Origin of the sequence: Rhodococcus sp. NPDC058521 (assembly GCF_042719695.1) — a bacterium.
In the GTDB taxonomy this organism is placed as follows: domain Bacteria; phylum Actinomycetota; class Actinomycetes; order Mycobacteriales; family Mycobacteriaceae; genus Rhodococcus_F.
This window is the reverse complement of sequence record NZ_JBHXNL010000006.1, coordinates 46357-70269: the sequence shown is the minus strand read 5'-3', so window position 1 is coordinate 70269 and position 23913 is coordinate 46357. Positions and strand designations below refer to the sequence as shown.

Genomic DNA, 23913 nt, shown 5'->3' with positions numbered 1-23913 from the left:
GCATCATGGCGGGCATGGACTTCGTCGAGATCGCCCGCGCCGAGTCCGAGCGCGGTGAGCTGGTATTGCGCGAGAGACGCGAGGCCGAGTCGAGTGTGCTCGAGCTCCGCGCCAACGGCATCTTCGTGATGGACACCCAGGAAACGAGCAGTGAGCGGGCACTCGCCACGGTTGCGCTGTCAACAGTGGCGAGTCCCGAGCGCGTCCTCGTGGGTGGACTCGGACTGGGATTCACCATGAACGAGGTGCTCGCAGACGATCGAGTGCGGGACTGCACCGTCGTCGAGATCGACCCCGCCCTGGTGGGCTGGATGAGCGAGGGCGTCGTCCCCCACGGCCCCGACATGCTGGCGGACAGCCGCATCGACGTCGAGATCGCCGATGTTGCGGACGTTCTCGAGCAGGCCTCCGAGTCCTCGTACGACCTGGTTCTGCTCGATGTCGACAACGGCCCAGGATACCTGGTGCACGAATCCAACGGGCCGCTCTATCGACCCAGATTCCTCAGCGAGGCGCGTGCGGCACTGCGGCCCGGCGGTGCCCTCGCTGTGTGGTCCGCCGCCGAAGAACCGGAACTGGAGTCCTCCCTGGCCGAGGTTTTCGACGACGTCGTTCCCCATCCCCTGGAAGTGAACCTCCAAGGTCACCGGGAAAGCTACTGGCTGTACGAAGCTCGCTGTGCCTGAGGCCTCAAATCAGCCTCTGTGCACGTGAGCGGTCAGTTGGAGTTCTTCGGCTCCTGATCGGTGTCGTCCACATCGATCACGATATTGTCCGAATCCTCGTCCTCTTTGGCCTTTCGGGCGGCATCGCGCATCTCGATGCCGTCCGAAATCCAGTCTCCGACCTCGTGGGTCACGTCCCGAACGGCGCCTGTGATGATCGTCGCGATGCGGCCCACGTGGCTCGCCGCCGACTCCGTCAACTCCTGGACCGTGTCCTTACGCCTCTCGAACTTCCCCACCATGATCGAATCCCTCTCAGGCCGCGGACTTCTGCCGCTCGACGATAACACCGGGAGCACTCTCGGATCGGATGAGAAACGGCGGCAGTGCGAGTGTGAAGATCTTCCTCCAGACCGTTCCGATCTGGGAGAAGAAGCCGCCCGTGTTGTACGGCAACGAGTACTTCTCACAAAGGGCCTTCACCTCGGGTGCCATCTCCGGGTAGCGATGAGCCGGCAAATCCGGGAAGAGGTGGTGCTCGATCTGATGCGACAGGTTTCCGGACATGATGTGGAACAGAGCGCTGCCCTCGATGTTCGCGGAGCCGAGCATCTGCCGGACGTACCACTGACCGCGGGTCTCGTCGGCGGTTTCGTCCTCGGTGAAGGTCTGGACTCCCGTCGGGAAGTGCCCACAGAAGATGATCGAGTACGCCCAAACGTTGCGGATGAGGTTGGCCCCGACGTTGCCGACCACTGTCGTGACGAAGAACGGTCCGGTCAGGGCCGGAAACACCACGTAGTCCTTGAGGACCTGTCGGCCCGCCTTGCGCCACCATCCCTGGACGAGCGGCTTCACGTCGTGCCACTTGCGCTTGCCCTGGACGACGTTCTCCGCCTCGAGGTCGTGCAGCATGACGCCCCATTCGAAGAAAACCATCAATGCCGTTGCCCATACCGGGTTTCCGAGGTAGTACGGGTTCCACTTCTGGCCCTCGTCCATCCGCAGAATCCCGTACCCGATGTCGCGGTCGCGGCCCAGAATGTTGGTGTACGTGTGGTGCATGTAGTTGTGGGAATGCTTCCACTGGTCGCCAGGGCACACGTTGTCCCATTCGAACTCACGCGAGTTGAGGCCCGGCTCACGCATCCAGTCGTACTGACCGTGCATGACGTTGTGGCCGATCTCCATGTTGTCGAGAATCTTCGACAACGCGAGGGAGCCGACGCCCGCGAGCCACACTGGTGGGACGAACGGGAAGTACATCAGTACCCGTCCGGCAACTTCCAACCCACGCTGCGCCTTGATGATTCGATAGATGTATTCGCGATCCTCGGCACCGAGATCTGCGACGACCCGGTCCCGGAGAGCATCGAGCTCGGCACCGAGTTTCTCGACCTGGTCGTAGGTGAGCACCAGTGGAGGTCCCGGAACCGGCCGGTGCTTGTTGTCGTTCAGGAACGGGAGGAACGAAAGTCCGAACATGTCGATCTCCAGACGTGGATGGGCGAAAGAGGTTGAGGAAGAGACAGATCAGATGTCGACGGACACGTCGCCGACGGGAACGGATACGCACAGCTGAATCTGCTTGTTCGGCTCGGCATCCATCTCACCGGTGCGCACGTTCTTGGTGCAGCCCGACGTCTTGGTCGACGTGCACGAGAAGCAGATCCCCATGCGGCAGCCGTATTCCGGAGTGAGGCCCGCGGCTTCGGCCTGCTCGAGCAATGTCTTGCCGCCGTTCTCGGCGGTGACTCCACTCGACGTGAACGACAGCGTTCCACCGGCTTCACCGTCCACCGCGGTCCCGGCCGGTGCGAACTCCTCGGTGTGCAGCCGATCTTCGATGCCCAGTTCCCGATACGTGTCACGAACACCGCGCATCAGTCCGGGAGGGCCGCACAGGTAGGTCTGACCATCGGCGAACCAAGGCGCGACCTCGTCGAGGTGGTGCTTGCCGAAGAATCCGCTCAGCCGGCCGCCCTCTGGATCGTCGGTGTACGCGTACACGATGTCGATACGAGGATCGGCGGCGATCTCGTCGAGCTGCGCGCGATACGCGACGTCGTTTTCGGTGTACGCGTAGTGCAGAAAGGCGACGTTTCCGGTGTGCCCCTCTGCCACGAGCGTGCGCAACATCGACATCAGCGGAGTGATACCGCTACCGCCGCTGATCAGCAGGATGCGGTCGGGCCGGGGCGACGGAAGCACGAATTCACCGGCGGCCTGCGACAGGTTGACCATGAGGCCGGGTTCGGCGTTTCGGTGCAGGTACTGCGAAACCAACCCGTCCGGGTGCGCCTTGACCGTCAGTTCGATCGCACCGTTGCGTTCGACGACCCCTCTCCCGCCGTTCGCAGCCCCGGCCGGCGAGTAGCAGCGCGTGTGACGCACACCGTCGATCACGACTCCGACCTGCACATATTGACCCGCCCGGAAGCCTTTCCATTGACGTGTGGGTCGGATCGTCATCGTGACCGTGTCCGGAGTCGAGCGCACGACCGACTCGACCCGCCCACGCAGGTCCCGAACGGTGGTCATGGGATCCACCAGCTCCAGATAGCGGTCGAGGGCATGTGGTGTCGCCATCGTCTCGAACAGCGATACCAACGAGAAGCGGCGCCGTGCGCCGTCACGCCCTCTGTCGATCACTGCCATCAGAACCTCCGAGCTTTGAGTGAACACTTGTGCACTGGTAATAGTGTGACACGAAGACACAGAAAGCTGTCAACCCGAGGTGCTGCAATCCCACGCCGCATCCACTGAACGAACTGCGTGGGGCTTACACTCGCTCAGGTGAGCAGCACGGGCAGCGCCGCGGAGATCCAGCCGGAAAGCCGAGCCGCACGCAAGGAGAGAACCCGCGCAGCCCTCTTGGACGGGACGCTCGGTCTGCTCGCCGACCGCACCTTCGCAAGCCTGAGCCTGCGCGAGGTCGCCCGCACCGCGGGCATCGTCCCCACCGCCTTCTATCGACACTTCGCCTCACTCGAAGAGCTCGGCGTGGTGCTGGCCGAAGACAGCATGAGGATGTTGCGGCAGATGCTCCGCGACGCACGGCGCAGCAAAGGTGCAAAAAGTGCCGGCGCCTCTCTCGACATCCTCGTCAAACAGGTCAGATCCCACGAAGATCAGTTCCGCTTCCTCAGCCGAGAGCGCTACGGAGGTGTACCCGAACTTCGCAGGGCGATAGACCTCGAAATGCGTTTGTTCGTCAGCGAACTCACCACCGACCTCTCGCGCATGCCAGGGCTCGAGAACTGGAGATCGGAAGATCTGGAAATGTCTGCGGACATCATCGTGTCCGCGATGTTCTCGGTGGTCGTCGATCTCCTCGAATCCGATCGACCGAACGGCAGAACCCAGCAGGACATCGTCCGTCGCGCGGAAAAGCAGCTGCGACTGATCATGCTCGGAATGGCGGAGTGGAGACCTTCCCGCTGACCCCGCCTCTCTCGTAGTCTGGCGGCATGACTGAGGAATCCGGTTCGCACGAAGCGACACTCACCCAGGTCACCGCCGCGAACCTCACGTTCGACGTCACCGTGACCGGCCCCGCACACGGCACCCCCATCGTCCTCCTGCACGGCTTTCCGGAGACTTCCGCATCCTGGTCCGAGGTCGCCGCCCGTCTCGCAGATTCGGGCTTGCGGGTCTACGCGCCGAATCAACGCGGGTACTCCCCCGGCGCCCGGCCAGAAGGTGTCGACTCCTACCGAACCGAGCTACTCGCCGCAGACGTCGTAGGCCTCCTCGACGCACTCGACATCCCGAAGGCACACCTGGTCGGTCACGACTGGGGTGCAGTGGTCGCCTGGGTGGTGACGGGAACGAACCCGGATCGAATCCTTTCGTTGACCACCGTCTCGATTCCACACCCCACCGCGTTCGGTTGGGCAGTTCGCGAGGACCCGGACCAACAGCAAAGGTCGTCGTACTTCGGCCTGTTCCGCCAGGAGGGGAAGGCCGAGCACGTTCTCCTGCGGGACGACGCCGGGCCGCTGCGGGCCATGTACGGCGGGATCGTTCCCGAACGCCGAGTCGAAGACTACGTGCGCGTCCTCACCGAACCGGGTGCGCTGACCGCAGCACTCAACTGGTACCGAGCGATGAGCCGCGAACTCGACCAGTTGCCGTCGGTGACCGTTCCGACGACGTACGTGTGGGGAACGGCGGACCTCGCAATGGGCCGGGCAGGCGCGGAGCGGTGTGGTGAGTTCGTCGACGCCCCGTACGAATTCGAAATCTTCGACGGCGCTTCGCATTGGATCCCCGAGGAACGGCCGGACGCACTCGCCGACGTCGTGCTGTCCCGGGTGGGCCTACGCTGACCGCTGCGCCGAATCACCGTTCACCGTGACCGATTCACGTTCGGGGGCGCGAACGGCGGACAACGCGATCAGTCCGACCACGAGCACGAGCAGCAGGCCTACGATTCCGGCCCGGTCGGAGCCGAACCACCACGCGAAGAATCCGAACAGCGTGGGCGACAGGAAGGACACCGCCCGGCCCGTGGTGGCGTAGAGGCCGAACAGCTGGCCTTCACGGCCGGGCGGTGTGAGGCGTGCCAGGAATGTCCGTGCCGAAGACTGCGCGGGCCCGACGAAGAGACACAGCAGCAGTCCGAACACCCAGAACATTCCGGGGCCCGATACCGCGATGAGGACGACGCCGACCACCACCATCGACGCGAGCGAGAACACGATCACGGACTTGGGGCCGATTCGGTCGTCGAACCTGCCGGCAACGAGTGCACCGATCGCGGAGATGATGTTGGCTGCAACCCCGAACAGGAGTACGTCGGCGGCTGCGATCTCGTACACGTTGACAGCGAGGACGGCGCCGAAGGTGAAGACGCCCGCCAGGCCGTCCCGAAACAGGGCACTGGCGATCAGGAAGTAGACGGTGCGGCGGTCCGTCGTCCACAGTTCTCGCAGATCGCGCCACAACACCCGATAGGACTCCGCGACTCCTGCCTTGGCAGCTCCGGGATCCGCTCCGGTCCGCGGCAGCTCGGGAACCTTCAGCAGGACCGGCACGGTGAAGACCGCGAACCACACGGCCCCGAGCAGCGCGACCAGACGAATGTTCAGCCCACCGTCCGTGGTGAGGCCTAGCAGCCCACGGGTGTCGCCCTCCCCCGATATGAAGCCGAAGTAGCAGAGCAGCAGCAGAACGATGCCGCCGAAATATCCCATCGCCCAGCCGAAACCCGACACGCGACCGATGTTCGAGGGCGTGGAGACCTGCCGAAGCATGGCGTTGTAGGGGACGTTCGCGAGCTCGAAAATCACGGAGCCTGCGGCCAGCAGGACGAGCCCGAGCCAGAGGTACTGATAGCTGTCTCGAACGAAAAACATCCCCGCCATGCACCCGACGGTGGCGAATGTGAGTAGTCCGAGCGCCCATTTGCGTCGCCCTGTCGCGTCGAATCGCTGCCCGGTGACGGGCGCCGTGACGGCGATGACGAATCCCGCAATACCGAGTGCCCAGCCGAGCCAGGTGCTGGCGGAGACGCTGCCCGGCAGGTCGTCTCCGACCGCGTCGGTGAGATAGACCGAGAACACGAAGGTCAGGATCACCGCGTTGAATGCGGCCGAGCCCCAATCCCACAGGCCCCACGCCACCACCTGCTTGCGTGTGGTGGCCACACCGACGACGTCCGAAGCCATGGCGGGAGCCTAGACGAACTTCGAGGTCCGAGCCGTGCGATCAACACGCACGCACCGGCATGTGCATCACGTTGCATATTCGCCTCGTTGCATAGATACTGTGATGGTGGCTCTCGAACACGCACTGCTGGTCTCCCTGTCCGAACAATCCGGGTCCGGGTACGAACTGGCCCGCCGATTCGACAAATCGATCGGCTACTTCTGGAGTGCCAGTCACCAGCAGATCTACCGCGTCCTCAAACGGATGGAGAGCTCCGAGTGGGTCGTGAGCGAGACCGTCGCGCAAGACGGCCGGCCCGACAAGATCGTGTACGACGTGGGGGCGGCAGGCCGGGCAGAACTCCACCGATGGATCTCCGAGCCCGCCGCCGTCGGCCATCTTCGCGACGATCTCGCGGTCAAGCTCCGCGGTGCAGCGCACGGTGACGTCGACGCAGTGCGGGCCGAATTCGAGAGGCACCTCCACGAACACGATCAACGCCTGGAGGTCTACCGCCAGGTTCAGAAGCACGACTTCCCCGAACCCGAACGATTGACCGGCTCCGAACTGCACCAATACCTGGTTCTGCGCGGCGGATTCCGCGTCGAAGAAGGATTCGCCGATTGGTGCAGAGAGGTACTCGAAGCCCTGTGACAGCCCCGATCGCCCCCCCTCCGCGCCCCCACCCCAGTCCTTCGGCGAAAGGCCCAGACGTGAAGTCCTACCCCCACCTGCTGTCGCCACTCGACCTCGGATTCACAACGCTGCCCAACCGCGTCGTCATGGGCTCGATGCACACCGGGCTCGAGGACCGCGCGAAGAACATCCCTCGGTTGGCGGAATATTTCGCCGAACGCGCCCGCGGCGGAGTCGGATTGATCGTGACCGGTGGTTACGCACCCAATCGAACCGGCTGGCTTCTCCCCTTCGGCGCCAAGCTCACAAACCGAATCGAAGCCCGCCGCCATCGCCGGATCACCGATGCCGTTCACGCCGCCGGCAGCAAGATCGCGATGCAGATCCTGCATGCCGGTCGCTACAGCTATCAGCCCCTCAGCGTCTCCGCATCCTCGATCAAGGCACCCATCAACCCGTTTCGCCCTCGACGCCTGACCGATCGTGGAGTTCGTCGCCAGATTCGCAATTTCGTCCGCTGTGCTCGGCTGGCCCAGTCCGCGGGTTACGACGGGGTCGAGATCATGGGCGGTGAAGGCTATTTCGTCAATCAGTTCCTGTGCACACGCACCAACAAACGAAACGACCGGTGGGGTGGCACTTCCGAGAATCGCCGTCGACTCGCCGTGGAGATCGTGCGGGCCACCCGCGCCGCCGTCGGCGAGAACTTCATCATCGCGTTCCGGTTGTCGATGGCCGACCTCGTGGAAGACGGTCAGACCTGGGACGAGATCGTCGCACTCGCCCAGGAGGTCGAGGCTGCCGGAGCCACCATCATCAACACCGACATCGGCTGGCACGAATCGCGCGTACCGACGATCGTCACGTCCGTCCCTCGCGCGGCGTTCGCGGACATCACCGGCAAGCTCGAGAAGCACGTAGGGATCCCGGTTGCCGCCTCCAATCGCATAAACATGCCCGAAATGGCAGAGGACATCCTCGAACGCGGTGACGCACAGTTGGTCTCGATGGCACGGCCGATGCTGGCCGACCCGCAATGGGTACGCAAAGCCGAGGCCGATGCGGCCGACGAGATCAACACCTGCATCGCGTGTAATCAGGCGTGCCTCGATCACGCCTTCGTGAACAAGCACGTCTCCTGCCTGCTCAACCCGCGCGCAGGACGCGAGACCGAACTCGTCCTGTCCCCCACTCGCATCACCAAGACGATCGCCGTCGTCGGTGCCGGTCCGGCCGGATTGTCTGCTGCGTTCAATCTTGCCGAGCGGGGTCACACGGTCACGCTGTTCGAGGCGGATTCCGAGATCGGCGGACAGTTCGGAATTGCGAAGAGGATCCCGGGCAAGGAGGAGTTCTCCGAGACCATTCGCTACTACGACCGCCAGCTCACCCGCGTCGGAGTCGATGTCAGACTCGACACCCGGGTCACGACGAACGATCTCGTCGGCCACTTCGACGAGGTCGTGCTCGCCACCGGGGTCACACCCCGGGTGCCGTCCATCCCGGGCATCGACCATCCGAAGGTCCTCACGTATCCCGAAGTGGTTCGCGGAGGCAAGCCGGTCGGCCACTCGGTAGCGGTGATCGGCGCGGGCGGCATCGGTGTCGACGTGAGCGAGTTCCTCACTCACGAATCGTCCCCGACACTCGACGTGAAGGAATGGAAGCAGGAATGGGGTGTCACCGAACCCGAAGCAGCGCCCGGTGCTCTCACCACACCCGTGCCGAGGACGTCGCCGCGTGAGGTGTACCTGCTGCAGCGTAAATCGGGCCGCATCGGAGCGGGCCTGGCGAAGACCACGGGCTGGGTGCACCGAGCGACATTGAAGGCGAAGGGCGTGCACGAGCTGTCCGACGTCAACTACGAACGGATCGACGACGAGGGCCTGCACATCACCTTCGGCGAGAAGCACGAGAATCCGCGTGTGCTCTCGGTGGACAACATCGTGGTGTGCGCAGGTCAGGAGTCCGTTCGTGATCTCGTGGACGAGCTGATCGTGGCCGGCGTTCTCACCCATGTGATCGGTGGCGCGGACGTCGCTGCAGAACTCGACGCCAAACGTGCCATCGAGCAGGGCACGCGCCTGGCCGCCCGATTGTGACGCGCTACGCTGGCTCACCGTGAGCCTGCCGAACCCCACCCCCACAGCCCGTGCCGTCGTGACCGGAGCATCGTCCGGAATCGGTGAGGCGCTTGCCGCCGATCTCGCTGCACGCGGTCACTCGCTCGTCCTCGTGGCACGCCGCGGCGAGGTGATGGAGCAACTTGCGAATTCTCTGCGGAGCGCGCATGGCGTGGAGGTGGAGGTGCGGGCCTGCGATCTGTCCGATCGTGACCAACGCGGCAAGCTCGTCGACGAACTGTCCGGCCGCGAGATCAGCGTCCTGTGCAACAACGCAGGGATAGCGACCTTCGGCCCTGTTGCCGAGCTCGATCCGACGTACGAACGGGCACAGGTGGAGCTCAACGCCGTTGCCGTTCACGACCTCACACTCGCCGTACTTCCCGGCATGATCGAACGCGGGTCCGGGGCAATTCTGATGGTGGGCTCCGCGGCCGGGAACATGCCGATCCCGAACAATGCGACCTATGCGGCGTCGAAGGCCTTCGTCAACACGTTCTCCGAATCGCTGCGCGGCGAGCTCAAGGGAACAGGGGTGAACGTCACCCTGCTGGCACCGGGGCCCGTGCGCACCGAGACCCCCGACCCCTCGGACGCCTCGATCGTGGACAAGCTCGTGCCCGACTTTCTGTGGATCTCGAGCGAGCACACCGCCAAGGTGTCCCTCGACGGGCTGTCGAGCAACAAGATGCGGGTGGTGCCGGGCATCATCAGCAAGGCGATGTCTGTCGCAGGGCAGTACAGCCCGCGAGCGGTAGTTGCCCCCATCGTGGGCACCTTCTACAAGAAGCTCGGCGACGACTGAGAATCGTCGCCGCCGAGCCGACAATGTCTAACGGCGGCGGCGCCCGGTGCCGAAGATACTGCGAGTGATTTCCCGACCGGCAGCGGAAGCCGCAGATCGGAGGAATCCCTTCACTGCCGTGTTCCCGAGGACTTGCTGCGCAAGGTTCGGGCCGTCGTCCTGCGCAGTCGGCGCTGTGTCCTGCTGGGGCGGCAAGGGCGGTAGATCTGCCTCGTCGGAAGCCTGCGCGCCCGCCACCTTCGCTGTCAGCTTCTCGTAGGCCGACTCACGGTCGATGCTCTCGCCGTACTTGCCGAAAAGGCCACTCCCCTTGGCAGCCTCGGAGATCGCTTCGTTTCCGATGGTGTCCATCAGTGAGCGCGGTGGGCGGATCTTGGTCCACGCGACCGGTGTTGGCGCACCCTTCTCGGACAGCACCGTCACCACGGCCTCACCCGTGCCCAAAGTGGTGAGAGCCTCCTCGAGGTCGTAATGCTCACTCTTCGGGTAGGTACGCACTGTTTTGGTCAGCGCCTTCTGATCGTCGGGCGTGAACGCGCGCAGGGCGTGCTGAACTCGCGCACCGAGCTGTGACAGAACGGCATTGGGCACATCGGTGGGCAGCTGTGTGCAGAAGAAGACACCGACGCCTTTGGACCTGATCAACTTCACGGTCTGCTCGATCTGCTCGAGGAACGCCTTCGACGCGTCCGCGAAGAGAAGGTGCGCCTCGTCGAAGATGAAGACGAGCTTCGGCTTGTCCAGGTCACCTTCCTCGGGCAGCGTCTGGAACAGGTCTGCCAGCACCCACATCAGGAACGTGGAGAACAGGGCCGGACGAGCTGCCTGTGCGCCGAGTTCGAAAAGCGTGACGACACCGGCACCGTCGACCACTCGGAGCAGGTCTTCGGTCTCCAACTCCGGTTCTCCGAAGAACGTGTCGCCGCCGTCGGCCTCGAGGTTGACCAGTGCGCGCAGGATCACGCCCGCGGTGGCCGCCGAGACACCGCCGATCCCCTTCAGATCGGCCTTGCCCTCGTCGCTGGTGAGGTGTGCGATCACCGAACGCAGGTCTTTGAGGTCCAGCAGTGCCAGGCCTTGGCTGTCGGCCCAGTGGAAGATGAGTCCGAGCGTGGACTCCTGAGTCTGGTTCAGCCCCAGGACCTTGCTGAGCAGGATGGGTCCGAATGCCGTGATGGTGGCCCGCACCGGAACACCGATCCCCTCGGTTCCGAGCGACAGGAACTCGACGGGAACACCTGCGGGCGCCCATCCTTCGTCGCCCGTCTCGGCTGCGCGCGTGGTGACCGCATCGGTGGCCTCGCCCGCTCGGGACAGGCCCGAGAGGTCTCCCTTCACATCGGCCATGACGACGGGAATCGCAGCGGCAGAGAGCTGTTCGGCGATGCCCTGCAGGGTTTTCGTCTTTCCCGTTCCGGTGGCGCCCGCCACCAGCCCGTGCCGATTGAGCGTCGCGAACGGAATGCGCACCCGTGCGGAAGGATCGGCGGAACCGTCCACCACGACGGTTCCCAGCTCGAGCGCACCTCCCGCAGAGGCGTATCCGGCAGCGATCTCGGCCGCAGCACCGGACGATACGGATGCTTCTCCGGCCGGCTCCACCCTCGCTGCCTCGTCTGCCTTGTCTGCGTTCTCCGCTTCGGCGGCCTCACGTTCGGCCGCGTCCGCCGCTGCGGCTGCAGCTTCCGCAGCGCGCGCCGCCTCGGCCGCAGCTTCACGCGCGGCCTTGGCTTTCTCGGCCGGTGTCGGTGTGGCTGCGGAGCCTTCGGAATCGACGGTCATTCAGGGCCCTCCTCGGAGCAAGAACTCGGACAGATTGGTTGCGTCACGCGGGCCCGATGTCCCGCGAAAGATCCACCGCAAACCTTATCCCGACGCACACCTGACTACTGTGTTGCTCGTGCAGGACAAACTTGTGTGGATCGATTGTGAAATGACGGGGCTCCGGCTCGGTAGCGACAGGCTGATCGAAATTGCAGCTCTCGTCACCGACAGCGACCTGAACATCCTGGGTGACGGTGTGGACATCGTCATCCATGCGGACGACGATGCTCTGGCCGACATGCCCGATGTGGTGACCAGAATGCACGAGAAGTCCGGCCTGACCGACGAGGTGCGGAAATCGTCCGTAACCCTCGCCGAGGCGGAGGAACAGGTGCTCGCGTACATCCGCGAACACGTTCCCTCGGCAGGGTCGGCCCCTCTCGCAGGCAACTCCATTGCCACGGACCGCGGGTTCATCGCACGGGACATGCCGGAACTCGACGCGCACCTGCACTACCGCATGATCGATGTCAGCTCGATCAAGGAACTGTGCCGTCGCTGGTATCCCCGGATCTACTTCGGCCAGCCCGAGAAGGGCCTTGCCCACCGTGCCCTCGCGGACATCAAGGAATCGATCCGCGAGCTCGAGTATTATCGGCGTACCGCTTTCGTCGCCGATCCCGGACCGTCGACCAGCGACATCACCGCGATCGTCAAGGACATCGGCCCCGCCTGACACACCGATTGGCTTCTCGACCGCCCGGCACGCTAGTATCTTTCTCGCTGAAGTTGCTGCCCTCGGGTGGCCGCAGAAGCGGATGGTGAGTGTAGTTCAGTTGGTAGAGCACCAGGTTGTGATCCTGGCTGTCGCGGGTTCGAGTCCCGTCACTCACCCAACGAGAAACCCCCTGTGAACTGGGATTACCAGACTCACAGGGGGTTTCTTTATGCCTTCCTGCAACAGGATATGCAATAGCGGCGTTGTATATCGAGTTCCACGCGATGGGCTAAGCGGTCACACCAAAACCCTGTTCAACACCTTGCGAACCCCACCCACACCCCCGAATGAGACGGATACGGGCCGCAATGGACGGTCACCCCAGCAGAGACGCGAACCTGTCCGCTGCACTCTTCTGCTCCCCCGGCAGCACGTGTGAGTACACGTCCATGGTGATGGTGACCGAGGCATGACCAAGCCGCTGAGACACCACAGTTACTGGGGGGACTGCTGCACGGACAGGTGACATCTGATCTGGCTGGGACTGCCCCCGTAACTGTCACCCGATCGTGCACCAGTCCCCCTTGGTATCGAGTTCGGTCAGGCGAGGCTGTGCGGCGGGGTGTCGTAAACGGTGTCGGTCACGGTTCTCCATCTTCCTGTATGGCGATCGGATCGGCGACGCGCGCCCATGCATCGCGCACTGTTGCGAGTGCAGCCGCCGCCGACACAGTCAGTCGGATTTGACCGGACAGCTGCGAAATCCAGTCCTCCTGGTTCGGCGACTTGTCGAACAGGTGGCTAGCGGGAGATCGGTTGGTCGGTCCGTATCGCTCGAACAGACCCGCAGCCTCGGAGTCGATAGCTCCGATGTTCGCCAACGCCCACAAATCCCACAGGTCGCGCGCTGCGCGACGGTCATGCCAGGTTGCGGTCTTGGAAGCCGCAAATGCGGGCAGCGTAGGTACGGACAGCTGAGCCGGTGGTGCATCCTTGTAGCGCTGCTCGAGCATGCTTGGTTCGGCGGGCCACAAGACCCGATCCCGAGATGACAGCAACTGGACCTTCACCGATAGCCCTCCTTCGGTGCGAAGCGTAGCGGCAGCGGTGTCGGGGATACCGCTGAGTGCCGGTTCCCAGGACAGGCGGCCGTGAGTGCGCGCGAGGGCACGAGGGAGTGCTGCGTCGAGTTCCGCGGCCAACTCTGTGCGGTTATCGAGGGCAACGAGGTCGATGTCCTCACTGAGCCGACCGTCCTTCAAGTGAGTTCGCGCGAGGGCTGTGCCACCGATGAAGTGGAGTCGCTCCCCGAACCACACCGAGATCGCAGCGAGAAGGTGGGAAATGAGGTGATCGCGTTCCGCCTGCTCCGGTGAGACACCGAACTGTGCGGCGACTGCATCACGTTCGTCGAGCTTCACCTACGCACCCCCGCCCAGGCCTCGGCGCGCCGCAGTGCTGCGGTCAGGTGCTGTTGCTTCGCGAGCTGTTCGAGCCGTTCCTGGTCGCTGCGACGGTATAGGGCGGAGATGGCAGCGGGCACTTCGGACTCGGCGTTGCCGAGTTGCGGTCGCCGCGCTAGGTCGAGCACAGTTTGTTCCGGCGTGGTGGTCAGCGCCGGGCCGAGTGGTGTTTCGACTCGCTCGGCGTCTAGTGCGTCGGTGTCGCGCTTGACGAACCGGAGAGTGGCGACACGGTCGAGCAGCTCGATTGGCCGGTGCTGACCGGGAACAGCGACTACTGCCGTCGCCAGCGCACGCGGGATTGCGCCGAGTACACGGGCTGCACTGACGCCCATCAGGACGGCCCGGTCGGGACCATAGATTGCCGAGGCGACGCCCGCGGCTACGGCCTCGAATCCGGGCAGCCACGGTCGACCAACCTGCTCCTGAGGGACGGCGATGTAATAGCCGCGGGCAACGCGGTGCACGACTCCCTGATCTGCCAGCCTGGCCAGCTCGGGCCGGGGATGGATATACACCTCGGCGGCATCCTGAGGGCGGATTGTGCGCAGCGGTGAACGGGCCAGCTCAACAGGGAGTGGGGTCCCTCGGTCCGTCACCACAAATCCCCATTCAGTATGCGTTTCGTAGGCTCTAACCCTACGTTTTGCATACTGGGTCTGCAATCAAATGGGGTCGAAGAAGCCTCCGACCCGCGCTGCAGTGTGGCACTGGTGTGATCGTATGCGGTTCGAGTGCCATTCGTGATCTCGTCCGCACGCACCTGCACCTGCTTACCGTTGTAGCGTTCGGCGGCCTCATTCAAAACCAGCTCGACGGTCATACCCCGGTTTCGCACGTCGTCCGCGGTGCTGTCCACGGCGACGGTTCGCTCCCCCGACAACGCCGTCCCGTCCTCGGCGTCCACACCGATCTGCAGGGTGCGACCGCGACGCTTGCCGGTGACCGCTTCACGCTATAGCAGAGTGACCAGCACCGTGCTCGACGTAATGGTGGGACTGCTGACGTTCACGTTGACGGTGACCTTGCTGGTCCCGCGACTGCGCGACTGGGTCAACGTCACCAACGGGACCACGACTTCCTGCAGGCTCGCACCTCCGTGCACGTATTGGTAGCCGGCCCCTTGCTTGTGTATGCGGTGCAAGGCTCGCGGAATCTGCACCTGCAGGTCCCCGTCCAGACCGAGCTGTTCGGTACCCCCACGAAGCTCGCCGGCCCGGTGAAGGGACGTTACTTCGACGCGCACGTGATGATCGATATCTATTCGCGCTACATCGTCGGCGTCCACGTCCACGCGCACGAATCTGGCGTGCTGGCACGGGAGCTGATGGAGCAGATCTTCGCGGTGCACGGCATTCCGCAGGTCGTCCACGATGACCGGGGCATGTCGATGACCAGCAAGTCCGTTGCGCGTTGCTCGCCGACCTCGAGGTCACCCGGTCGCATTCGCGGCCGCGGGTCTGGAACGACAACCCGTGCTCGGAGGCGGTGTTCAAGATCATCGAGTACGGACCGGGGTTTTCGGATCGTTTCGGATCACTCGGTGAGGCAAGGGAATTCATGATTGCTTTCACGGGGTGGTACAACCACGAGCATCGGCACACGGGCATCGGATTGCACACACCGCTGACGTACATTTCGGTTTGGCGGTCGGCAAGGCTGCCGAACGTCGGCAGGTTCTCGATGCCGCCCTGCGCGAGGCATCCGCACCGGTTCGACACCACGAATGCGCCGAAGATCCTGGATCTACCCGGCACCGTCTGGATCAACCCGCCAGCCGCAGGCTCCGAGAACCCAGCCGCAGGCTCCGAGAACACAGTGGAGGCTGAAACGTCGGCCCCTTAACACCCGCTGGACTCAACTCCCTTGACAAGTTCCGACACGCTGGTCCCGTCGAATGTGCGGAGCCGGTGGGCTTGGCGCGCTCACGGGAGGCGCGGCGGGTGCGACGATTGGTTCCGCCTTCGCTGGCATCGGCGCCGCACCCGGCGCAATCGGCGGAGCTGCAGTTGGGGCCGGTGCGGGCGCTGCGGCAAGCGGTCAATGCATCCCCGAGAGCGAAACCATCCAAGGCCACGCCGTGCCCGCCCCCTCTGATATGACTACCGGACATAGGGGACTCCGGGTAAAACTCCCAGCCAAAAGGGGCAGCCGTGACTGAGGCTGTTGATCGCCCTCTCCGCGACAGCAGATACGATTCCAGCACGAATCAGGGCGCCAATACAGATCCGGAACATCTGCTGAAGGTGGCAATGTTTGTGCTGACTTGCACAATCCTGGTGAGTGTATTTGGCCCCAACCTTTACGGTCAGTTGCTGTCAGGGCTGACCGGAGGGTTGCTGGGGGCTGGCTGCGGTCAGCTTGATCGTCAGGTCGTTACGGCTCATCCGCCTTGAGCGTAGGCGGGTACAGCGCCCATGGCCGAACGACTTCGTTCGGCCCTAGTTAGAAGTCGATGACCTGCTGAAAAACCGGACCACATGATCGCCGCAACCTCGATCAAAGGGTTGCGGCGATCATGTCGCTTCGCGGCAATTCGATCATCTTGAACTCCAAACGGCGACGGACATGACGACACAGCCGGCATTCGAGACCCGCGCGCTCCTGTTCGCCCCTCCGGCGCACAGCGTGGGACGGACAAAGCAGGCGGTCTATCGTTTTCGAATCGAAGCTTGCGGGTCATGCGTTGTCCGCGTTGCCGGCCTTCCAGACCTCCCACGGGATGTTCCAGTCACCGAGCCCGTCGGTGCCGGACAGTGTTCCGCCCACCGTGTTCTTGACGACGACGATGTCGCCGCGCTTGGTGTTGTCGAACACCCACTTGGCGTTCGCGGGACTCAAGTTGAGGCAACCATGGCTGGTGTTGGAGTAGCCCTGCTGCCCCACCGACCACGGAGCGGAGTGGAAGAAGATGCCGCTGTACGACATACGCGTCGCCCATTCGACCGGCGTCTTGTAGCCCTCGGGAGAGTTCACGGCGACGCCGTAGGTCGAAGAGTCCATGATCATCGACGCCAAGCGGTCGCCGATGATGTAGACACCGTTGTCCGTAGGCGTGTCGTCCTTGCCCATCGAAGTGGGCATCGTCATCACGACCTGGCCGTTGACCTCGAAGGTGACCTGCTTCGTGTTGTCGTCCGCCGTGGCGATCACTGCGTCACCGATAGTGAAGTTGGTGTGCGCGTTCTCCTGACCGAACACCCCGTCGCCGAGGTCGGTGCCGTAGACGTCCACGTTGACGTCGACGTTCGTGCCGGGCGCCCAGTACGCCTGCGGACGCCACCGGACCTCCTGATTGTTGACCCAGTAGAAGGCGCCCTCGACCGGAGGATTCGTGGTCACGGTGATGGCGTTCTCGGCCGCGCGGCGGTCGGCGATGTCCTCGTCGAACTGCACCGCGACGGGCTGTCCGATACCGACGACGCTGGCCTCACCGGGCATGACGTAGGGCTTGGTGACATTGCCCGGGGAGCTGGTCGTGAACGAGGACGTACTGACTGTTGCGCCTCCGAGACCGTTGGCCTTCGCCTCTACCGAGTACTGCTTGTTGTATCCGAGCGGCTCGGTGGTGACCCAGGAAAGTCCGTCGGGTGCGATGGCACCCTGAACTTCGCGTCCGTCCTGATTGCGCATGGTGACCGCGGCCAACGTGCCGTCGTCGACGTTCAACGACACGGGTACGCCCGGGGACACACCGACTGCGCCGTCGGCCGCCGAGACGGTCACCTTCGGCTTGATGAGCTCGGTCAAGGGGTTGGAGTCGATGGGCGCCTGCCCTTCGCTCGACGAACCCGAACCGATCGAGCAGCCGGCCGCCGCCAATGTCGCCACCAGCGCCACGGCCATCCCCGCCGCAGCCCTCGATACAGGACTACGACCCGAGAGGTACGTCACACCTCGGCCACGCGCCGACGAACCGCGCCACAGACTCATGGAAACCCCACTTCACGTTCTCGCTCCGAATTCACGTTCCAGCCGGCTCGTCCCTCGCCTCCGCGAGACGATCAGCGCGTCGAGACCGTGTGACCACCAATGATGCCAGCCGCTCGGCGCCCGTTCCAACCAATATGGCGAGGCAGCCGTAACTTTCGAATATCAATCGATGGCGATATGGACATTGTTACCGCCCCCCCGGCCCGCCACCAGCTGATTTGCATTCGCGAGAACGGGTCCGCTACTGTTCTGTCTCGCAAGAGCGAGCGCCTATAGCTCAGTTGGTAGAGCAAGTGACTCTTAATCACTGGGTCCGGGGTTCGAGTCCCTGTGGGCGCACAGAAATGCCTCCCTTCCTCATCGCGAGGAAGGGAGGCATTTTCCGTTTCCGGCCGTTCGAACGCGTCGGCCCACCCGTGATACGACGTACGGGCCGCGCCGGAAGACTTGCCGTGCGGCAAACTCGCGGAACAGCCCGTACGAGTACCGAGTTCGGTCAGCGAAGAATCTTGCGGATTACCAGCAGCCCGACGACGGCACCGGCAGCGATCAGTCCGTACTTGACCGCGGGTTCGTTCATCTTCGCGGCCACCGTCTGCTTGGTGTTCTCCACGAGCCGCTTCGGATTCGCGCGCACCGTCAATTCGTCGAGAGTGCTCGCGAGCTGATTCCGGGCGTTCTCGATCTCGCGCTCGATGCTCTCGGTGTCCCTGGGCACGTATCCTCCAACTGGTTCGACTGATGTATCGGGATGCAGATCTCGTACCCGCCTTCGACAGCTACGAGGATCGTGCAGTGTGAACGACCGTACCGCGCCACCGACGCGGCCGAACGCACACGCGGACTCGAGCGTAGTTGACGATGGTCCGCACGGAGACGTCGTCGTGCCGGTTCCCTCGACTAGCCTGGGCGGCGTGACCGACAACAACAGGCTCGCCCCGGGCGACACAGCACCCGAGTTCACCCTCCCCGACGCGGACGGAAACCACGTGTCGTTGGGCTCCTACCGAGGCCGGAAGGTCATCGTGTACTTCTACCCCGCCGCGAGCACGCCCGGATGCACCAAGCAGGCCTGCGACTTTCGGGACAACCTCGCCGATCTGAACGGCGCGGGCCTCGACATCCTAGGCATCTCGCCCGACAAGCCGGCCAAGCTCGCGAAGTTCCGAAACAACGAGAATCTCACCTTTCCCCTGCTTTCCGATCCCGAGAAATCCACCCTCGAGGCATGGGGCGCGTTCGGTGAGAAGAAGCTGTACGGGAAGGTCGTGCAGGGCGTCATTCGCTCGACGTTCGTTGTCGACGAGGAGGGCAAGATCGAGGTCGCCCAGTACAACGTGCGCGCGACCGGCCACGTGGCGAAGCTCAGGCGCGACCTTTCCGTCTGACCTCTCCTACTGTCTTTCGCACGAACTCTTCGAGGCCGTCGAGCATCAGATCGAGGCCGAGGCGAAAACCGTGCCAGTCCGGCTCCTTGGTCGGGTCTTCGCCGCCTTCGAACGCGCGCGACTCCACTGCTCTGAGCAACGCCGGGTATTTGGACCGGTCGAGGAGCACGGGGAGGACCGTGCCGTAGTCGATGGCGCCCGGCCCGTTCATGTTCGCAGCCATCTCCTTGGCTAGCCGCGCGCGGCCGATCACATAGGTCGAGAGGTTCATCGCCACCTCCACCTTCGTCGATTCCGCCAACCCTGTCGGCTCGAGAGCGCGCAGCATGTGGTCCAGCCAGGCCAGATTGTTCGGGCCGGTGGGCGGCGCGCCGATCGGCAGGTCCAGCCACCATCCGCGCCTGCTCACCGTGTCGTACTCGGCGACGACGCACCTTTCGATCGCTTCGCGCCACCCGAGCTCTGGCATCAGTTCGGGCGGAGGTCCGACGGCCCGATCGACCATGAGCTCGATCAGATCGTCCTTGCTCTCGACGTAGCGGTACAGAGACATGGTCGTGAATCCGAGTTCCTTCGCGACGCGTGCCATCGATATCGACGAGAGCCCCTCGGCGTCGGCCAGGGTAACGGCCGCGTCCACGATGCGGCCCACGCTCAGCCCGCGCTTGGGGCCGCGCGTGCCCGGTCGATTCAGCCCCCATGCCGTCTGCACGACATGCGGTAGTGCCGACAGGTCGGGTTCACCGTTCGCGGGCACCGCGCGTTCGGAACCCCTGTCGTCGCCTGGTGTCAATTTCCAATCCGATCCGATCGAGGTATTGCCACGATCCTAAAACTGTGTACCGTATATACACCGGTATATCCCATACACAGTATTGGAGTGTCATGACCCCCGACGACCCGGCAATCGCCGTCACCGACCTCGTCAAGCGATACGGAAACCGCACGGTGCTCGACGGCATCGGCTTCCACGTGGCCCGAGGCACCGTGTTCGCACTGCTCGGCGCCAATGGCGCGGGTAAGACCACCACCGTGGACATCCTGTCGACGCTCACGCCGCCGGATCGCGGCAACGTCAGCGTCGCCGGTCACGACCTTCGGGAGGCTCCGCAGCACATCCTGCGGGCCATCAGCCTCACCGGTCAGTACTCGGCAGTCGACAAGATACTGACCGGCACCGAGAACCTGCACCTGATGGCAGACCTCCACCACCTGGGCAAGGGAGAGGGCCGACGCCGAACCACCGAGCTGATCGAACGCTTCGATCTCGAGAACGCCGCTCACCGCCGTGCCGGCACCTATTCGGGCGGGATGGCGCGCCGTCTCGACATCGCCATGAGCCTCGTCGGCCACCCCGAGGTCCTATTTCTCGACGAACCCACCACCGGTCTCGATCCACGCAGTCGACAGGAAATGTGGACCATCGTCGGCGAGCTGACGCGGGACGGTGTCACTGTGTTCCTCACGACGCAGTACCTCGACGAAGCCGACGAACTCGCCGACCGCATCGCGGTCCTCGATCACGGCAGGATCGCCGCGGAAGGCACTGCCGCCGAGCTGAAACGATTGGTACCGGGCGGACACATCGAACTCGGATTCGACGACCCCGGCGACTTCGAGCGAGTCGTTCGAGATCTCCCGAACGGGAATCGCAACGAGGACAAGCTTACAGTCGAGGTCGACACCGACGGCAGCGTCGCATCCCTCAAATCGGTCCTCGACTCTCTCGACCCCTCGGTCACGGTGGACCGCATCGAGATACACACCCCCACCCTCGACGACGTGTTCTTCGCGCTCACCGACACCGGTGCCGTGAACGCGAACGAGGTTTCACGAGAGGCGATTGCACGATGACCACACGACCCGTCGATACGACGACCCGGATTCGTACGACGCGAGATTCGCTCACGATGCTGCGCCGGAGTCTGAGACACACTCTGCGCAGTCCGGATTCCATGATCGTCGCCGTCGCCCTGCCGTTTCTGCTGATGCTGCTGTTCGTGTACGTGTTCGGAGGCGCGATCGACACGGGCACCGAGTATCTCGACTACGTCGTACCCGGCATTCTCGTTCTCTGTTCGGCGTGGGGCGCTTCGACGACCGCGGTCTCGGTGTGCAGCGACATGGTCGAAGGCATCGTCACCCGATTCCGCACGCTCGCCATCGCCCAGTCCGCGGTTCTGACCGGCCACGTCCTCGCAAGCCTCGTTCGCAACCTTGCGACCACCGCGCTGGTCACCGTTCTCGCCGTCGTCATGGGATTCCGTCCCTCCGCGAGCGTGCTGGGTTGGCTCGCTGCGATCGCCGTGATCGCCGGTTTCGTCACCGCCCTGTCCTTCCTGTGCGCAGGACTCGGCATGCTCGCCAAGACTCCCGAGGCGGCGAGCGGGTTCACCTTCGGTTTCCTGTTTCTGCCCTATGTCAGCAGCGCTTTCGTACCGACCGAGACGATGCCCACCTGGATGCACGGTTTCGCCGAGTATCAGCCGATGACTCCGATCATCGAGACGCTGCGCGCTCTGCTCTCGGACGCTCCCGTCGGGAGCGCGGGATGGACCGCGGCAGCCTGGATCGTGGGGATCGGGTGTGTGGGGTTCGGGTTCGCCACGAGTGCGTACCGTCGGCGAGCCGACAGTCGGGCATGAGTCGGCGAGCCGACAGTCGGGCATGAGTCGGCGAGCGACACCCGACGCCGAGCTACCCACGGTTGGCCGCCTCGACGCGGAATGCGGATAACCTGTGCCCGTGGAGCCTCGAGGAGACAAGAAGGTGCCGCGGCGTAACGATCCGGCGTTGGAGTTGCAATCCGACCCTCAGGAGTTGATGCCGCGCCGCCGTCCGACGCAGGAGCGCAGTCGACGCAAGTTCGACGCGCTCCTAGCGGCGTCCCGTGAACTTCTCGTGGACGTCGGGTTCGAATCGTTCACATGCGAGGAGGTCGCCTCACGCGCCGATGTCCCCATCGGCACGCTGTATCAGTTCTTCGCGAACAAGTACGTCATCGTCTGTGAGCTCAATCGGCAGGATCTTGTCGGCGTTCAGCACGAACTCGCCCAGTTCAACGGCGAGGTACCATCTCTCGACTGGCTCCGTTTCCTCAACAGCTTCGTCGATCACATGTCGAACCTGTGGACCACCGACCCGTCGCGACGAGAAGTCTGGTTGGCGATGCAATCCACCCCGTCGACGCGCGCCACCGGCGTCATCCACGAAAAGGCTTTCGCCGAACAGGTTTCACGCATGCTCGCGCCGCTCACGCCACAGACTCCGCGTGAGCGACGCAAGATGATGGCCGAAGTACTCGTCCACGTCGTCTACTCGATGTTGAATTTTTCGGTTCAGGACGATCAGAGTCACGACAGTGCGGTGGCCGAACTGAAACGCCTCATGATCGCGTACCTATTGGTCGCGGAGAAGGAATCACGTACGTCGAGCGACACCCCTTCCGAGTGACCCGAATCATCCGACGCCGACGAGAGTCCTGTCGTCGGATTCGGCGGCCTCGAGTTCACGTACGAGCGGGGGCACCTTGGCACCGAAGTACTCGATTTCCTCCTGGAAGTGCAGGAAGCCACCGAGAATCAGATCCACACCACGGCGGCGATACTGCACGATTCGCTCGGCGATCTGTTCCGGCGTGCCGATGAGCTGGCTGCGGAATCCGTCGTTGTACTGGACGAGGTCCTCGAACGACGAATCGGCCCACATGCCTGCCTTGTCGGCAGTGGACGCACCCGCTTGCTGCACGGCCGAGCGGAATCCTTCGACTGCCGGCGTGTTCGCCTTGGCGATGATCTCGCGCAACGTCTCTCGCGCTTCCTTCTCCGTGTCACGCGCGATGATGAAGCCGTTGAGCCCGAACTTCACCTCCCGCTGGTGTTCTCGCGCGACGCGACGGACGTCGACGATCTGCTCGGTGACACCGTCGTAGTCCTTGCCGTTGCTGAAGTACCAGTCGGAGTAGCGGCCGGCATTGCGACGAGCTGCCGCCGAGTTCCCGCCCTGGAACAGTTCGGGATTCGGGCGTTCCACGGTGTTGAGGGGTTTCGGCTTCAGAGTGAAGTCGTGGATTCGGTAGAAGTCGCCTCGGAAGTCGACGTCGTCCTCGGTCCAGATCTTGCGGAGCACCTCCAGGAACTCTGCGCTGCGCCGGTACCGTTCGTCGTGCTCGAGCCACGGCTCACCGAGATGGGTGAACTCGTCCTTGAACCACCCACTCACGACGTTGACCGCGAAACGCCCGTTCGAGAGGTGGTCTGCAGTCGCACCCAGCTTGGCCAGCACCCCGGGCTGCCACAGCCCGGGGTGCACTGCTGCGATCACCTTGAGTCGCTCGGTGGCGAGCAACAGCGCCAGACTGAAACTCGTCGACTCGTGCTGGTACTCGGCGCCGTAACTGGCCTCGTAGCGGACCTGACTGAGCGCGTACTCGAAGCCGTTGTTCTCCGCCGTCCGGGCCAACTTCTTGTTGTACTCGTAGTCCCAGCTCGTCCGCTGTTCGATGTCGGACGTGACGAGCCCGCCGCTGACGTTGGGCACCCAGTAGGCGAACTTGATCCGCTCGGCAATGTTCTCCGTTGACATGCTCTGCATACAACCTGTTCGTCGCAGCGGGCTCCACCTTTCGAATCACGGCGCGCACAACGGTTCACCTGCATGCGGTCCGTCTGCGAGCTTCGACAGTCATGACCGCCGCACAGGTACGACACTCACAACGCATTGCGAGCGAGATCGAGTACGAGAGCCTCGCCGAGAGGTTCCGGCCC

Annotated in this window: 23 protein-coding genes, 2 tRNA genes and 1 pseudogene; 15 read left to right on the top strand and 11 right to left on the bottom strand. The window is 63.8% G+C overall.

Features of this window, described 5'->3' with window-relative positions; genetic code table 11:
- Positions 1-14 precede the first annotated feature (14 nt).
- Positions 15-686, top strand: coding sequence for a spermidine synthase (locus ACFWO3_RS11795; RefSeq protein WP_378577479.1), 672 nt, complete (start codon positions 15-17; stop codon positions 684-686).
- Between the two features lie 32 nt (positions 687-718).
- Here ACFWO3_RS11795 and ACFWO3_RS11790 read toward each other — a convergent pair whose 3' ends face one another.
- Genes ACFWO3_RS11790 through ACFWO3_RS11780 form a run of 3 tightly spaced genes read right to left on the bottom strand, consistent with a single transcriptional unit; the run spans position 719 to position 3323 of the window.
- A complete protein-coding gene (locus tag ACFWO3_RS11790) occupies positions 719-967 on the bottom strand; it encodes a hypothetical protein (protein ID WP_378577477.1) in 249 nt (82 codons plus the stop codon).
- 13 nt (positions 968-980) lie between these two features.
- Positions 981-2150, bottom strand: coding sequence for a fatty acid desaturase family protein (locus ACFWO3_RS11785; protein ID WP_378577475.1), 1170 nt, complete (start codon positions 2148-2150; stop codon positions 981-983).
- A gap of 48 nt (positions 2151-2198) precedes the next feature.
- Positions 2199-3323: a ferredoxin reductase gene (locus ACFWO3_RS11780; protein ID WP_378577473.1), complete on the bottom strand. Its 1125-nt coding sequence runs from the start codon at positions 3321-3323 to the stop codon at positions 2199-2201.
- Positions 3324-3461: 138 nt separating this feature from the next.
- Here ACFWO3_RS11780 and ACFWO3_RS11775 point away from each other — a divergent pair, with 138 nt between their 5' ends.
- Both ACFWO3_RS11775 and ACFWO3_RS11770 read left to right on the top strand, forming a co-directional pair.
- Positions 3462-4109, top strand: coding sequence for a TetR family transcriptional regulator (locus ACFWO3_RS11775; protein WP_378577471.1), 648 nt, complete (start codon positions 3462-3464; stop codon positions 4107-4109).
- Positions 4110-4135: 26 nt separating this feature from the next.
- Positions 4136-4996 carry an alpha/beta fold hydrolase gene (locus ACFWO3_RS11770; protein WP_378577469.1) on the top strand — a complete coding sequence of 287 codons (861 nt, stop codon included), beginning with the start codon at positions 4136-4138 and terminating at the stop codon, positions 4994-4996.
- Here ACFWO3_RS11770 and ACFWO3_RS11765 read toward each other — a convergent pair.
- Complete coding sequence (locus ACFWO3_RS11765) at positions 4988-6337, bottom strand: MFS transporter (protein ID WP_378577467.1); 1350 nt, start codon at positions 6335-6337, stop codon at positions 4988-4990. The genes ACFWO3_RS11770 and ACFWO3_RS11765 overlap by 9 nt on opposite strands.
- 106 nt (positions 6338-6443) lie before the next feature.
- Between ACFWO3_RS11765 and ACFWO3_RS11760 the strand changes: the two genes are divergently transcribed.
- The 3 genes from ACFWO3_RS11760 to cmrA are packed head-to-tail and all read left to right on the top strand — an operon-like array spanning position 6444 to position 9881.
- Positions 6444-6971 carry a PadR family transcriptional regulator gene (locus ACFWO3_RS11760; RefSeq protein ID WP_378577848.1) on the top strand — a complete coding sequence of 176 codons (528 nt, stop codon included), beginning with the start codon at positions 6444-6446 and terminating at the stop codon, positions 6969-6971.
- A 59-nt stretch (positions 6972-7030) separates the two neighbouring features.
- On the top strand, positions 7031-9055 hold the full coding sequence (locus ACFWO3_RS11755; protein ID WP_378577465.1) for an FAD-dependent oxidoreductase: 2025 nt from the start codon (positions 7031-7033) through the stop codon (positions 9053-9055).
- A 19-nt stretch (positions 9056-9074) separates the two neighbouring features.
- The gene (gene cmrA / locus ACFWO3_RS11750) at positions 9075-9881 is read left to right on the top strand and encodes a mycolate reductase (RefSeq protein ID WP_378577463.1); all 807 of its coding nucleotides are present in this window, start codon (positions 9075-9077) and stop codon (positions 9879-9881) included.
- A 27-nt stretch (positions 9882-9908) separates the two neighbouring features.
- On the opposite strand, the gene ACFWO3_RS11745 is transcribed toward cmrA, so the two are convergent.
- Positions 9909-11663 carry a helicase HerA-like domain-containing protein gene (locus tag ACFWO3_RS11745; protein WP_378577461.1) on the bottom strand — a complete coding sequence of 585 codons (1755 nt, stop codon included), beginning with the start codon at positions 11661-11663 and terminating at the stop codon, positions 9909-9911.
- Between the two features lie 118 nt (positions 11664-11781).
- Between ACFWO3_RS11745 and orn the strand changes: the two genes are divergently transcribed.
- Entirely contained in the window at positions 11782-12381 is a 600-nt protein-coding gene (orn, locus tag ACFWO3_RS11740; protein WP_378577459.1) for an oligoribonuclease, read from the top strand.
- A gap of 85 nt (positions 12382-12466) precedes the next feature.
- Positions 12467-12539: transfer RNA gene (locus tag ACFWO3_RS11735), tRNA-His, on the top strand.
- A gap of 465 nt (positions 12540-13004) precedes the next feature.
- Here ACFWO3_RS11735 and ACFWO3_RS11730 read toward each other — a convergent pair.
- The gene (locus ACFWO3_RS11730; protein ID WP_378577457.1) at positions 13005-13784 is read right to left on the bottom strand and encodes a nucleotidyl transferase AbiEii/AbiGii toxin family protein; all 780 of its coding nucleotides are present in this window, start codon (positions 13782-13784) and stop codon (positions 13005-13007) included.
- Entirely contained in the window at positions 13781-14377 is a 597-nt protein-coding gene (locus ACFWO3_RS11725; RefSeq protein WP_378577846.1) for a type IV toxin-antitoxin system AbiEi family antitoxin, read from the bottom strand. The genes ACFWO3_RS11730 and ACFWO3_RS11725 overlap by 4 nt, the downstream gene beginning before the upstream one ends.
- 414 nt (positions 14378-14791) lie before the next feature.
- On the opposite strand from ACFWO3_RS11725, the gene ACFWO3_RS11720 reads away from it, so the two are divergent.
- Both ACFWO3_RS11720 and ACFWO3_RS11715 read left to right on the top strand, forming a co-directional pair.
- Positions 14792-14941, top strand: a complete 150-nt coding sequence (locus tag ACFWO3_RS11720) for a hypothetical protein (RefSeq protein WP_378577455.1) — start codon at positions 14792-14794, stop codon at positions 14939-14941.
- Positions 14942-15027: 86 nt separating this feature from the next.
- Positions 15028-15671, top strand: a pseudogene (locus ACFWO3_RS11715) (transposase); the annotation flags it as partial.
- A gap of 834 nt (positions 15672-16505) precedes the next feature.
- On the opposite strand, the gene ACFWO3_RS11710 reads toward ACFWO3_RS11715, so the two are convergent.
- On the bottom strand, positions 16506-17759 hold the full coding sequence (locus tag ACFWO3_RS11710) for an Ig-like domain-containing protein (protein ID WP_378577453.1): 1254 nt from the start codon (positions 17757-17759) through the stop codon (positions 16506-16508).
- Positions 17760-18025: 266 nt separating this feature from the next.
- Here ACFWO3_RS11710 and ACFWO3_RS11705 point away from each other — a divergent pair.
- Positions 18026-18098: transfer RNA gene (locus ACFWO3_RS11705), tRNA-Lys, on the top strand.
- 157 nt (positions 18099-18255) lie between these two features.
- Here the strand turns inward: ACFWO3_RS11705 and ACFWO3_RS11700 are convergent.
- Positions 18256-18477: a DUF3618 domain-containing protein gene (locus ACFWO3_RS11700; RefSeq protein ID WP_378577451.1), complete on the bottom strand. Its 222-nt coding sequence runs from the start codon at positions 18475-18477 to the stop codon at positions 18256-18258.
- 196 nt (positions 18478-18673) lie between these two features.
- Between ACFWO3_RS11700 and bcp the strand changes: the two genes are divergently transcribed.
- Positions 18674-19147 carry a thioredoxin-dependent thiol peroxidase gene (bcp, locus tag ACFWO3_RS11695; RefSeq protein ID WP_378577449.1) on the top strand — a complete coding sequence of 158 codons (474 nt, stop codon included), beginning with the start codon at positions 18674-18676 and terminating at the stop codon, positions 19145-19147.
- Here bcp and ACFWO3_RS11690 read toward each other — a convergent pair.
- A complete protein-coding gene (locus ACFWO3_RS11690; RefSeq protein WP_378577447.1) occupies positions 19125-19940 on the bottom strand; it encodes a TetR/AcrR family transcriptional regulator in 816 nt (271 codons plus the stop codon). The genes bcp and ACFWO3_RS11690 overlap by 23 nt on opposite strands.
- 92 nt (positions 19941-20032) lie before the next feature.
- Here ACFWO3_RS11690 and ACFWO3_RS11685 point away from each other — a divergent pair, with 92 nt between their 5' ends.
- From ACFWO3_RS11685 to ACFWO3_RS11675, 3 genes are all read left to right on the top strand, one after another.
- Entirely contained in the window at positions 20033-21001 is a 969-nt protein-coding gene (locus ACFWO3_RS11685; protein WP_378577445.1) for an ATP-binding cassette domain-containing protein, read from the top strand.
- Entirely contained in the window at positions 20998-21792 is a 795-nt protein-coding gene (locus ACFWO3_RS11680) for an ABC transporter permease (RefSeq protein WP_378577444.1), read from the top strand. Before ACFWO3_RS11685 ends, ACFWO3_RS11680 begins: the two co-directional genes overlap by 4 nt.
- A 178-nt stretch (positions 21793-21970) precedes the next feature.
- Positions 21971-22600 carry a TetR/AcrR family transcriptional regulator gene (locus ACFWO3_RS11675; protein ID WP_378577844.1) on the top strand — a complete coding sequence of 210 codons (630 nt, stop codon included), beginning with the start codon at positions 21971-21973 and terminating at the stop codon, positions 22598-22600.
- A 6-nt stretch (positions 22601-22606) separates the two neighbouring features.
- On the opposite strand, the gene sfnG is transcribed toward ACFWO3_RS11675, so the two are convergent.
- Positions 22607-23731 (bottom strand): dimethylsulfone monooxygenase SfnG, encoded by a 1125-nt coding sequence (gene sfnG / locus ACFWO3_RS11670; protein WP_378577442.1) that lies wholly within the window; start codon positions 23729-23731, stop codon positions 22607-22609.
- Positions 23732-23913 lie beyond the last annotated feature (182 nt).

What these genes read in the sequence shown, in the direction of transcription:
- ACFWO3_RS11795 (WP_378577479.1), top strand. Translation starts at nt 15, where the DNA reads ATGGACTTCGTCGAGATCGCCCGCGCCGAGTCCGAGCGCGGTGAGCTG.
- ACFWO3_RS11790 (WP_378577477.1), bottom strand. Translation starts at nt 967, where the DNA reads ATGGTGGGGAAGTTCGAGAGGCGTAAGGACACGGTCCAGGAGTTGACG.
- ACFWO3_RS11785 (WP_378577475.1), bottom strand. Translation starts at nt 2,150, where the DNA reads ATGTTCGGACTTTCGTTCCTCCCGTTCCTGAACGACAACAAGCACCGG.
- ACFWO3_RS11780 (WP_378577473.1), bottom strand. Translation starts at nt 3,323, where the DNA reads ATGGCAGTGATCGACAGAGGGCGTGACGGCGCACGGCGCCGCTTCTCG.
- ACFWO3_RS11770 (WP_378577469.1), top strand. Translation starts at nt 4,136, where the DNA reads ATGACTGAGGAATCCGGTTCGCACGAAGCGACACTCACCCAGGTCACC.
- ACFWO3_RS11765 (WP_378577467.1), bottom strand. Translation starts at nt 6,337, where the DNA reads ATGGCTTCGGACGTCGTCGGTGTGGCCACCACACGCAAGCAGGTGGTG.
- ACFWO3_RS11745 (WP_378577461.1), bottom strand. Translation starts at nt 11,663, where the DNA reads ATGACCGTCGATTCCGAAGGCTCCGCAGCCACACCGACACCGGCCGAG.
- ACFWO3_RS11710 (WP_378577453.1), bottom strand. Translation starts at nt 17,759, where the DNA reads ATGAGTCTGTGGCGCGGTTCGTCGGCGCGTGGCCGAGGTGTGACGTAC.
- ACFWO3_RS11685 (WP_378577445.1), top strand. Translation starts at nt 20,033, where the DNA reads ATGACCCCCGACGACCCGGCAATCGCCGTCACCGACCTCGTCAAGCGA.
- ACFWO3_RS11680 (WP_378577444.1), top strand. Translation starts at nt 20,998, where the DNA reads ATGACCACACGACCCGTCGATACGACGACCCGGATTCGTACGACGCGA.
- ACFWO3_RS11675 (WP_378577844.1), top strand. Translation starts at nt 21,971, where the DNA reads ATGCCGCGCCGCCGTCCGACGCAGGAGCGCAGTCGACGCAAGTTCGAC.
- sfnG (WP_378577442.1), bottom strand. Translation starts at nt 23,731, where the DNA reads ATGTCAACGGAGAACATTGCCGAGCGGATCAAGTTCGCCTACTGGGTG.